Here is a 10,088-nt window from a genome sequence, read left to right on the forward strand (position 1 = left end):
TTTCGCCCTCTCCCAGGGACTGTCAGCAGGCTGTCGAATCGCTCTGTTCATGAAACTATTCCTATTTCCTCGATGGGAACAAAGCAAGAACTTTTTCGCTTGAGGCGCGCAACTGGCGCATCGCCGCACTATCCGCTATTCGGCTAAAAATGCTCAGCGTTCTCATCGAAACCAAGAACGACGAAGAGGGTCTTGCCCGTACGCTCGCCTCGCTGGTCGGCGGCGCGGTCGAAGGCGTGGTGCGCGATGTGATCGTCTGCGATCAAGGTTCCGCCGACCAGACGCACCGGGTGGCCGAGCATGCCGGCTGTCATTATGTGACCGGCGGGATTGCCGTGGGTATCGGCCAGGCCAAGGGCGATTGGCTGCTGCTTCTGGAGCCCGGCGCCCGGCTTGCCGAAGGCTGGATCGACGAGGTCGTCGCGCACACGGCAAAACAGGCCATGCCGGCGCGCTTCGCGCGCGCCCGCGCCGATCGCACGCCTTTCCTGGCCCGCGTCTTTTCGGGCAACCGTGCGCTGGCCGAGGGTCTTGTCATCAGCAAGCGCCAGGCTGCGGCTTTGGCGAAGAGCGCGCGCAGCGCCGAAGCCCTGGCGCGCGGCCTGGCGACCAGGCGGTTGAACGCCGAAATCTGGGTAGCGCCGCCGAAGTGAGGCCTGTGCTTTACGAGGTAGGCTTGCCGCCGCGCCGAAGATGCTCGTCCAGCCGCAGCATGATCTCGACGAAGTTGCAGGGCATGTGCCGGTAGTCGAGCTGCGCCTTGATGATGCCGTCCCAGGCGTCCTTGCAGGCGCCGGGCGAGCCCGGCAGCACGAAGACGAAGGTGGCGTTGACGACGCCGCCGGTCGCCCGGCTCTGGATCGTCGAGGTGCCGATCTTGTCATAGGAGATGCGGTGGAAGACTTCCGAAAAGCCGTCCATGCGCTTTTCGAAGATCGGCTCCAGCGCCTCCGGCGTCACGTCGCGGCCGGTGAAGCCGGTGCCGCCGGTGGTGATGACGACGTCGATGTTTTCGTCCTTCGACCAGCCAAGCACCTTGTCGCGGATCTTGTCGCGGTCGTCGGTCACGATATCGCGCGCGGCAAGCGTATGGCCGGCTTCCGCGATGCGGTCGGCCAGCGTCTGGCCGGATCTGTCGTCGGCAAGGCTGCGCGTGTCGGAGACGGTCAGCACGGCGATGCGCACCGGAATGAAGGGCCGGCTTTCGTCAAGCTTCGCCATCGCTCACCTCCATGCTGCGCGTCGCGGCGACAAACCAGTCGGGATGGCGGGCGCGGATCGCGATCGCCGCGCGCTTGGCGACATTGCCGGTCTCGAAGAGGCCGAAGCATGTGGCGCCCGAGCCGGACATGCGCGCGAACGCGGCGTCGGCGCGTTTGAGCGCCTTGAGCGCCTCGCCGATGGCAGGTTCAATCGAACGCGCGGCGGGTTCGAGATCGTTGCGCGTCGCCTCCAGCCAGTTGCGGATTGCGTGAAAGTCGAGGCGCTTCGGCAGCGGCGGCAGCGCCTCGTTGTCGCGGCTGGAGAGCGCCTTGAACACGTCCGGTGTCGAGATCGCGATACCCGGATTGATCAGCACCAAGCCGAGCGCCGGAAATGCGGAGAGCGGCGACACCTCATCGCCGATGCCGCGCGCGACCAGCGGCGTCGATTTCAGGCACATCGGCAGGTCGGCGCCGAGCGAAAGCCCGATCCGGACCAGCGAACCATCGTCGATATCGAGCTTCCAGAGCCGCGTCAGGGCGTTGAGCGCGGCCGCCGCGTCACTCGAGCCGCCGCCGACGCCGGAGGCGATCGGCAGGTTCTTCTCCAGCCTGATGGCGACGGGCGGCGCATGTCGCGCGCCAGCCTCCCGCCGCAAGGCGTCACGTGCCTTCACAACCAGATTGCCGTCGTCGAGCGGCAGGCCGGCCGCATAGCGGCCGGACACGGAGAATTCGTCCTCTTCCGCCGGCTCGATCTCGAGCCGGTCGCCGAAGCGGGTGAAGACGGCAAGGCTGTCGATGAGGTGGTAGCCGTCGGAGCGCTGTCCGGTGACATGCAGCGCCAGATTGACCTTAGCCGGCGCAAGCCACGTCCGGACCTCTGTGCCGGGCTCCAGAATGTCGGCTGCTGGCGAGATGGCTTCAGTCCTTGGCCAGACGGTATTCGCCGGTCTTCGGATCCTTGACCAGCGTTCCCATCGTGCCGTTCGCCGCCTGTTTCTCGGTGCGCCGGATCTTGGCCGTCACGCGTTCGGCCTCGCGCACGAAAGCGCGGTAGCCGAAGTAAGCGGCGGCGCCGACAACGGCGAAGAAAATGATCTGCGGCATCTCAAACTCCTCCCGCGTTCTCGCGGCAAGGCCGGCCGAATGGGTCGGTCAAGCGGCCATGCTAGACGCAATCATGGCTTTTTCAAAGCCCGAAGCGCGCCCACAATGCGCGCTCTTCCGCCGCATCGAGGACGCCGTTTGCGGCAGCAGCGGCGATATCGGGCGCTGAGAAGCGCGAGCCGAACAGGCCGAAACGGCCGAACAGACCGCGCGGCGCGGTGATCAGCTTGAGCTGCGTCTTCTCGCCGAAACGGGTCTTGAGCACGCTGCGCATATCGCCCAGCGCGTCGACAAGGCCGAGCTCGAGGCCTCGCTTGGCGGTCCAGAACAGGCCGGTGAACAGGTCCGGATCGTCCTTGAGCTTGCTGCCGCGCCGCTCCTTGACGAGGTCGATGAAGGTCTCGTGCACTTCGAGCTGCAGCGCCTTCAGCCGCTCGACGTCCTCCTTCTTCTCGGGCTTGAACGGATCGAGCACGGCCTTGTTCTGGCCGGCGGTGTGGACGCGCCGCTCGACGCCGATCTTCTTCATCAGCTCGGGGAAGCCGAAAGAGGCCGAGACCACGCCGATCGAGCCGACGATCGACGACGGGTCGGCGAAGATCTCGTCGCCGGCGACCGCGATCATGTAGCCGCCGGAAGCCGCCACGTCCTCGACGAAGACCAGCACCTTCTTGTTCTTCTCCGCCGCAAGGTCGCGGATGCGTTTGAAGATCAGGCGCGACTGCACCGGCGAGCCGCCAGGCGAGTTGATCGAGATGGCGACCGCCGGCGCGTCGAAGCCGAACGCCTTTTCGATGACGCCGGCCGTCGAGGCGAGCGACAGGCTCGGCCGGAACTGGCCGCCGCCCGGCATGATGGCGCCTTGCAGCCGGATGACCGGAATGGTGACGACTGTCGAGCGCCAGGATTTCGGCAGCAGGCGGTTGAAGAGGCGTTTCACGAACTGTTGTCTCCGGACCAAATGCGAAGGAGCTGGATGAGATCAGGCAGGTTGCTAGTCTCTCAGGCGCGACATCATCTTGCTTGGCATGTAGGAATTCGCCGCCCAACGGCAATGCCGCATCGCGCGCCCGGGATCAATCGCCGAACAGCGATGCCAGGCCATTGTTGATCATTTCCGTCCGCTCCGCCGGCGCGTTGCCGGACGGTCCGTGCAAGGTGAGGGGCGGGCGGATCGACAATTTTCCGCGCGCCCCGAGCGCCGCCCTGACGACGATGCGGATCGCCGCTGCGTCCGGCCGCGGATGCACGCACAGCATCTCGGCGTCGCCGAAGCGCCCCTCGATCGCGTCGAGGATGGCGACGAGCTGCTCGGGGCGTGCGATGACGGCCAGCCCGCCGCGCGGCCTGGCGACGGCGGCGGCGCTTCTGATCCAGCGCTCGAACAGCCCGTCCTCCGTCACATGCGCCTCTCTGCGCAGCGTGTCGGGCGTCGAGCGATCCTCGGCCGCGTTGAACGGCGGGTTCATGATGACGAAGTCGAAGGAGTTGTCGGCAAGCCCGGCCTCGCTCCGCGCCCGGCCGGTCAGCGTCACGTCGGCCGCCAGGACCGAAGCGCGGTCACCAAGATGCGCATTGCCCGGATGCGAAAGCGTGGCGGCGGCGAACTCCGCCATTTCGGTCGAGCGCTCGACCAGCACGGCCTGCGCCGCCGGGCAGCGCGACAGCACGGCAAGGGCGGCAGCGCCGGCACCCGCGCCGAAATCGGCGAGCCGGCCGGAAAAGCCGGACGGCACGGCCGCCGCCAGCGTCATGGCGTCCATGCCGGCGCGATGACCGCCCCGGCTCGGCTGCACCAGCCAGAAGCGTCCGCGATGGAAAGCATCGACCGTGTGCGCCGGCGTATCCGGGACGGGGACGGCGCTGGTTGCCATCACCTTTTGCGGATCTCGTTCTCGATGCCGGCATCCTTGAGGATGCGGCGCGCGGCGTCGACTTTCTCGGCATCGACCATCACGCGCCGGGGCAGGATGCCGAGCGAACCGTCGAGCACGCTCATATTCTGGTCGGCGACGAAACAGGCGATGCCGGCATCGCGCATCAGCGATTCGACGAAGGAGATGACGACGGCGTCATTGGTGCGGACAAGCTCGATCATGGAACGAAAATCGCAGGTTGTGGCGTCCGTGTAAACGTAGATGGGCACATTGCCGGCAGAGCCGCGCCAATTCGCCTCTTGCCGTGCCCGGTTGTGCCGCCCTAGAGTCGGCGCGGGACTAGTGCATGTCGCCCAGAAGTGCGCAGCGGTTCTGGGACAACGACATGCATCAAAACAAAGACTTGAAGCGCGCCGCCTGACCTCGTTTCAGCGCGAGGAGTTTCAAGGGGCGTCGTACGCGTCAGATTGACGGAGTTGTCGTGGTGGGTGTCGTTCTCAACATCGAAGGTAAGCGGGAACCCGCTTCCATCAAGGATTTGATCGATCTGACAGCCGCCGACATGGGGCGCGTCAACGAATTGATCCTGTCCAAGGCCGGCTCCGACGTCGAGATGATCCCGGAGATCGCCAACCACCTGATCTCGTCCGGCGGCAAGCGGCTCAGGCCCATGCTCACCCTCGCCGCCGCGCAGATGTTCGGCTATTCCGGCGAAGGCCATGTCAAGCTCGCGACCGCCGTCGAATTCATGCACACTGCGACGCTTCTGCATGACGACGTGGTCGACGAGAGCGCGCTGCGCCGCGGCAAGAAGACGGCGCGTATGATCTGGGGCAACCAGGCGAGCGTGCTCGTCGGCGATTTCCTGCTCGGCCAGGCTTTCCGCATGATGGTCGAGGTGGGTTCGCTGGAAGCCCTCGACATCCTGTCGGCTGCGGCCTCCATCATCGCCGAAGGTGAGGTGATGCAGCTCGCCGCAGCCAAGAACCTCGAAACCACCGAGGACGAGCATTTCGCCGTCATCAAGGCCAAGACCGCCGCGCTGTTCTCGGCCGCCGCCGAAGTGGGACCGGTGATCGCCCTGGCCTCGCGCACCGACCGCGCCGCGCTGCGTTCCTACGGCATGAATCTCGGCCTTGCCTTCCAGCTCATCGACGATGCGCTGGACTATGGCGGCTCCAGCAAGGAGCTCGGCAAGAATGTCGGCGACGATTTCCGCGAGGGCAAGGTGACGCTGCCGGTGATCCTCGCCTACCGGCGCGGAACCAAGGCCGAGCGCAGCTTCTGGAAGCGCGCCATCGAGGAAAACGTCACCGACGATGCCGGGCTCGAAAAGGCGATCGGCCTGATGGCGCGCCACGGCGCCATCGCCGATACGATCGGCCGCGCCCGTCATTTCGGCGAGATCGCCCGCGACGCGCTGGCGCCGCTGGAGGCGACGCCACAGAAGTCGGCCTTGATCGACGTCATCGATTTCTGCATCAGCCGCGTCAACTGAGCCCTTCGGCCTGCCTGCATGCCCTGCATCCGCCGGGCAGGGCGCCTGTGAATCCCGCGCCGGCCGTCTCGACAAGGAGCGGTCCGGCAAATTATCTATAAAATATGGCCAGCACAGAAGACACGATCGCCGTCCGCATCAGCAAGGAACTGGCGGATCGCATCATTTCAGGCGCGATCGAACCCGGTTCGCGGCTGCGCCAGGACCATGTCGCCGAGGAATTCAACACCAGCCATGTCCCGGTGCGCGAGGCCTTCCGGCGTCTGGAGGCTCAAGGGTTGGCGATCAGCGAGCCGCGCCGCGGCGTGCGCGTCGCTTCATTCGATCTCGGCGAGGTCAGGGAGGTGGCCGAGATGCGGGCGGCGCTCGAAGTGCTGGCGCTGCGCCATGCCGCGCCGCATCTGACGGCGTCGATGCTCGATCAGGCAGAGGAGGCGACCAAGGCCGGCGACAAATCCCGCGACGTGCGCTCCTGGGAAGAGGCCAATCGCACCTTCCACCGGCTGATCCTGGCGCCCTGCAACATGCCGCGCCTGCTCTCCACCATCGACGACCTGCATGCCGCGAGCGCCCGTTTCCTGTTCGCGGCCTGGCGCTCGGAATGGGAAACTCGCACCGACCAGGATCATCGGGCGATCCTGAGCGCGCTGAGGCAAGGCAACACGGAATCGGCCGCCGCGACGCTCGGGCGGCACGTGCAATGGATCGGCCAAAAGCCGGTCAAGACCGCTTCCGGCAAGACCCGCGACGCCTTCGCCATCGTGGGGTGAGGTTCGGTGGTTGGCCGAAGCCTCTCAGCTTCGTCATCCACGGGCGGAGCGGGAGCGAAGCGGATGCGGAGACCCGAGCATCCATGCCGTACCTTGATCGTAGAGTGCGGCGGAGCGGAATTCTGCACCCCTGCAACGCTCCTGCGTAACGGCATGGATTCTAGGGTCTGCGTGCGTCGCTCCGCTCCTTGCTCCGCCCTAGAATGACGAAATCCGTTGTCTGTTCCAGGTCAGCGCTTGCCATTCTTTTCAAAATATGGATTCGATAATAGATGAAGTTCAAAAATTATCTATAATTACAGCCAACCAGGGAAGACACCGTGACCAACGCAGCCGTTTCCACCTACAAGCCCTCCTTCAGCCCGTTGCGGCTGCACAGCCGTTCGCTCGCTTGGCAGATCGGCGCCGTGATCCTCGGTTCGCTGTTCCTGGCGCTGTCGTCCTACATCGAAGTGCCGATGGTGCCGGTTCCGGTGACCATGCAGACCTTCGCCGTGACGCTGGTCGGCGCGCTTTATGGCTGGCGCTTCGGTGCGCTCACCATTGCCGCCTGGCTGGTCGAAGGCGCGGCAGGGTTTCCGGTGCTGGCGGGCGGAGCGGCCGGGATACAACATTTCGTCGGTCCGACCGGCGGATATCTCTTCGCTTTCCCGATCGTCGGCGCCGTTGTCGGCTGGCTGGCCGAACGCGGCTGGAACGGCAAGCGCGTCATGCTTGCCTTCGCTGCCATGCTCATCGGCAACCTGCTTTGCCTGGTTCTGGGCACCGCCTGGCTTGCCGTCATGATCGGTTTGGAGAAGGCCATCACCTTCGGCTTCCTGCCCTTCATCGTCGGCGGCCTGCTCAAGTCGGCGCTGGGCGCGGCCACGCTGAAACTCTTTTCCACCGATCGGGCCGAACAGCGCGACCGCCCGTCCGGGACGCGATGACCGTCAGGCTGCGCGCCCATCATCTGCTCTGCTTGCTGACCTATGTCGGCAAAGGCTACTCGCCGGCCTTCACCGCCAATTACGACAAGGTGGTGAAGCGGCTGGGCGAGGGCGAGGCGGTTATGATCGTTTCCGGGCCGGACGACATCTGCGCCCCGCTGCTCGGCGAACCAGAGCCGCACTGCCTGCGCGAGAGCGCCGCCGAGCGGGACCGGCTGGCCGCGCGTGGCGTGGGGGCTCTCCTCAACCGGCCGATCCAGGTCGGTGACCAGATCGTGCTTGACGCCTCCGGCCTGGCAGAAATGCGGAAGGCTTTTTCCGCCGGCCTGACGCGCCAGGCGTGCTCCGGCTGCGAATGGTTCGGCCTGTGCGATGCGGTTGCCGCCAGCGGATTCAGCGATACCTATCTGTAGGCAATTCGATGCCGGCATATCGGCGTCCCGGCAGAATTTTTTCGCGGGCGCGGCATCGTTTTTAAGCCGGATGATTGCAATTGTGATTCGCTGCGGATTGAAGCCCGACCCCAAAAAGGCCATGCTTTGACCGGAAAAGATCGAGTCTGTGGGCGGTCCTCGAAGGGCGGGATCGCGTCTGGCTGAAAGGGATACGATGCGGCAAGGACGTGCGCGCTGGCTGACGAGGCTGGCATTTTTGACCGGTGTGGCGCTTTGGGTGCTGCCGGTCCAGGCCAAGGAAGAGGCCCAACCGCTGCAGATCACGTCGTTCTCGGGCGCCTATCTCGCGGCTCATATCGCCGAAAGCGACAACGATCTCGACGACGCAATCGCTTATTACAAGCAGGCGCTGGCCTTTGCGCCGAACGATAAGGATCTGCAGCAGAGCCTGATGCTGGCTCTCGTCGCGCAAGGCCGCTTCGAGGAATCGCTGGTCTATGCCGACAAGCTGAAGGAAGTGCCGGACGTCGAGCGCTTCTCGCGCCTGGCGCTGGCCATCGATTCCTTCCACAAGAAGGACTACGCCAAGGCGCAATACTGGCTGAAGCTCTCGCTCGAATCCGATCTCGACCGGTTGCTCTCCGGCGTCATGGACGGCTGGGCCAAGGAGGGCGCCGGCAACGCGTCCGAGGCGATGGAGTCCATCGACAAGCTCAAGGGCCCGGACTGGTTCGGCCTGTTCAAATCGTTCCACCGCGCGCTGATCGCTGACGCTGCCGGCCTGAACGACAAGGCCGATGAACTCTACGCCGCCACGCTTGCCGACACCACGGCCGGTGGCTCCGCGCCCGAAACCTGGATGCGCAATGCGCAGGCCTATGCCTCCTTCCTCGTCCGCAAGGGCGACAAGTCGAAGGCGCTGGCTGTGTTGAACCAGGCCGAAGCCTTCGCGCCGGGCAAGCTCGAAATCACCACCCTGCGCGACCGCATCGCCAAGGGCGACAAGATCGAGCCGCTCGTCGCCGGCCCGGCTGACGGCGCATCCGAAATCCTGCTCGACCTTGCCACCGCGCTCAACCGTGGCGGCGGCGAGCCTTTCGTGCGGCTCTACCTGCAATACGCGCTGGCGCTGAAGCCGGACAGCGATGCGGCCCTGGTGCAGCTTGCCGCCGTCGCCGAGCAGCTCAAGGACGGCGAGGGCGCCATCGCGCTTTACCGGCGCATCCCGGCGTCCTCGCCGCTGAAGGAGCTTTCCGACCTGCAGCTCGGCCTGAACCTCGCCGATCTCGACAAGCATGACGAGGCGATCGCCCACCTCAAGGCCTACCTCGACAAGCATCCGGAGGACATGCGCGCCTATCTGGCGCTTGGCGGCGTCTATGGCTCGAAGGAAGATTTCCGCTCGGCCGCCAATCTTTATGACAAGGCCGTCGAGCAGTTGAAGACGCCGACCGCCGCCAACTGGAACATCTTCTACCAGCGCGGCATCGCCTATGAGCGGCTGAAGGAATGGCCGAAAGCCGAACCGAACTTCCGCAAGGCGCTAGAGTTGCAGCCCGACCAGCCGCAGGTCATGAACTATCTCGGCTATTCCTGGGTCGACATGAACATGAACCTCAAGGAAGGCCTGGCGATGATCCAGAAGGCGGTGGATCTGCGGCCAAACGACGGCTACATCGTCGATTCGCTGGGCTGGGCCTATTACCGCATGGGCCGCTTCGACGACGCCGTGCGCGAGATGGAGCGCGCCGTCTCGCTGAAACCGGAGGATCCGGTCCTCAACGACCATCTCGGCGATGCCTACTGGCGCGTTGGCCGCAAGCTCGAGGCAACCTACCAGTGGAACCAGGCGCGCGACCTGAAGCCGGATCCGGATGTTCTCGCCACCTTGCAGCAGAAGTTGCTCAAGGGCCTGCCGCCGATTGAGTCCAACACTGCGCAGGAAACCCCCAAGGCGAAGCCGGTGCCGGCGCCCGCGCCGAAAGGCTAACCCTCTCGCCAGCGTTCAAGAAAACGGGGCCCGTCGAGCCCCGTTTTTTATTTCAGCTTGGCATCTGTCGAGCTTAAGGTCGGTCCGGCCCTACTTGAATGTCGGCAAACGCCAGTTCCCTAGCAGAGAAAATCTTGATCGGTAGGCTGTGTTTGCGTTGGCAGCCGCATGCGTTGGAGATTGGGCCGAAATGCCCCACCGCGTCGTCATCCACGGGCGGAGCAAGGAGCGAAGCGACGCGCGCAGACCCGAGGATCCTGTGTGTTGGTTCTGGTGTATGGTTGAAGTGGGAAGGAGGCCGAGTGGATCCTGGTCGT

12 protein-coding genes are annotated in these 10,088 nt (G+C 65.0%); 6 read left to right on the plus strand and 6 right to left on the minus strand.

The features are described 5' to 3' along the window. Positions 1–149 precede the first annotated feature (149 nt). A complete protein-coding gene (locus tag LB528_RS28550) occupies positions 150–653 on the plus strand; it encodes a glycosyltransferase family 2 protein (RefSeq protein ID WP_224515950.1) in 504 nt (167 codons plus the stop codon). A 10-nt stretch (positions 654–663) separates the two neighbouring features. Here LB528_RS28550 and moaB read toward each other — a convergent pair whose 3' ends face one another. From moaB to LB528_RS28580, 6 genes are all read right to left on the minus strand, one after another. Beyond that, positions 664–1,221: a molybdenum cofactor biosynthesis protein B gene (gene moaB, locus LB528_RS28555; RefSeq protein ID WP_224515952.1), complete on the minus strand. Its 558-nt coding sequence runs from the start codon at positions 1,219–1,221 to the stop codon at positions 664–666. Then, positions 1,208–2,101 carry a 4-(cytidine 5'-diphospho)-2-C-methyl-D-erythritol kinase gene (locus LB528_RS28560; RefSeq protein WP_224717121.1) on the minus strand — a complete coding sequence of 298 codons (894 nt, stop codon included), beginning with the start codon at positions 2,099–2,101 and terminating at the stop codon, positions 1,208–1,210. Before LB528_RS28560 ends, moaB begins: the two co-directional genes overlap by 14 nt. 25 nt (positions 2,102–2,126) lie before the next feature. Then, on the minus strand, positions 2,127–2,312 hold the full coding sequence (locus LB528_RS28565; protein WP_027164591.1) for a membrane protein: 186 nt from the start codon (positions 2,310–2,312) through the stop codon (positions 2,127–2,129). Positions 2,313–2,394: 82 nt separating this feature from the next. Further along, on the minus strand, positions 2,395–3,252 hold the full coding sequence (locus LB528_RS28570; protein ID WP_224717117.1) for a S49 family peptidase: 858 nt from the start codon (positions 3,250–3,252) through the stop codon (positions 2,395–2,397). Positions 3,253–3,388: 136 nt separating this feature from the next. Beyond that, positions 3,389–4,186 (minus strand): tRNA1(Val) (adenine(37)-N6)-methyltransferase, encoded by a 798-nt coding sequence (locus LB528_RS28575; protein WP_224515956.1) that lies wholly within the window; start codon positions 4,184–4,186, stop codon positions 3,389–3,391. Then, on the minus strand, positions 4,186–4,410 hold the full coding sequence (locus tag LB528_RS28580; protein ID WP_224717118.1) for a DUF2007 domain-containing protein: 225 nt from the start codon (positions 4,408–4,410) through the stop codon (positions 4,186–4,188). The genes LB528_RS28575 and LB528_RS28580 overlap by 1 nt, the downstream gene beginning before the upstream one ends. 263 nt (positions 4,411–4,673) lie before the next feature. Here LB528_RS28580 and LB528_RS28585 point away from each other — a divergent pair, with 263 nt between their 5' ends. The 5 genes from LB528_RS28585 to LB528_RS28605 all read left to right on the plus strand — a co-directional run bounded on the left by LB528_RS28585 (position 4,674) and on the right by LB528_RS28605 (position 9,771). Next, on the plus strand, positions 4,674–5,687 hold the full coding sequence (locus LB528_RS28585) for a polyprenyl synthetase family protein (protein ID WP_224516020.1): 1,014 nt from the start codon (positions 4,674–4,676) through the stop codon (positions 5,685–5,687). A 104-nt stretch (positions 5,688–5,791) separates the two neighbouring features. Then, a complete protein-coding gene (locus LB528_RS28590; RefSeq protein ID WP_224515959.1) occupies positions 5,792–6,457 on the plus strand; it encodes a GntR family transcriptional regulator in 666 nt (221 codons plus the stop codon). Positions 6,458–6,777: 320 nt separating this feature from the next. Beyond that, positions 6,778–7,386, plus strand: coding sequence for a biotin transporter BioY (locus tag LB528_RS28595; RefSeq protein WP_224515962.1), 609 nt, complete (start codon positions 6,778–6,780; stop codon positions 7,384–7,386). Next, positions 7,383–7,799: a DUF1284 domain-containing protein gene (locus LB528_RS28600; RefSeq protein ID WP_224717119.1), complete on the plus strand. Its 417-nt coding sequence runs from the start codon at positions 7,383–7,385 to the stop codon at positions 7,797–7,799. The genes LB528_RS28595 and LB528_RS28600 overlap by 4 nt, the downstream gene beginning before the upstream one ends. A 196-nt stretch (positions 7,800–7,995) precedes the next feature. Further along, positions 7,996–9,771, plus strand: coding sequence for a tetratricopeptide repeat protein (locus LB528_RS28605; protein ID WP_224717120.1), 1,776 nt, complete (start codon positions 7,996–7,998; stop codon positions 9,769–9,771). Positions 9,772–10,088 lie beyond the last annotated feature (317 nt).

The organism is Mesorhizobium sp. CA4, assembly GCF_020165075.1.
In the GTDB taxonomy this organism is placed as follows: Bacteria; Pseudomonadota; Alphaproteobacteria; order Rhizobiales; family Rhizobiaceae; genus Mesorhizobium.

Excerpts from the sequence above, each read along its gene's own strand:
- LB528_RS28575 (WP_224515956.1), bottom strand. The coding sequence starts at position 4,186 with ATGGCAACCAGCGCCGTCCCCGTCCCGGATACGCCGGCGCACACGGTC.
- LB528_RS28605 (WP_224717120.1), top strand. The coding sequence starts at position 7,996 with ATGCGGCAAGGACGTGCGCGCTGGCTGACGAGGCTGGCATTTTTGACC.
- LB528_RS28600 (WP_224717119.1), top strand. The coding sequence starts at position 7,383 with ATGACCGTCAGGCTGCGCGCCCATCATCTGCTCTGCTTGCTGACCTAT.
- LB528_RS28565 (WP_027164591.1), bottom strand. The coding sequence starts at position 2,312 with ATGCCGCAGATCATTTTCTTCGCCGTTGTCGGCGCCGCCGCTTACTTC.
- LB528_RS28590 (WP_224515959.1), top strand. The coding sequence starts at position 5,792 with ATGGCCAGCACAGAAGACACGATCGCCGTCCGCATCAGCAAGGAACTG.
- moaB (WP_224515952.1), bottom strand. The coding sequence starts at position 1,221 with ATGGCGAAGCTTGACGAAAGCCGGCCCTTCATTCCGGTGCGCATCGCC.
- LB528_RS28550 (WP_224515950.1), top strand. The coding sequence starts at position 150 with ATGCTCAGCGTTCTCATCGAAACCAAGAACGACGAAGAGGGTCTTGCC.
- LB528_RS28580 (WP_224717118.1), bottom strand. The coding sequence starts at position 4,410 with ATGATCGAGCTTGTCCGCACCAATGACGCCGTCGTCATCTCCTTCGTC.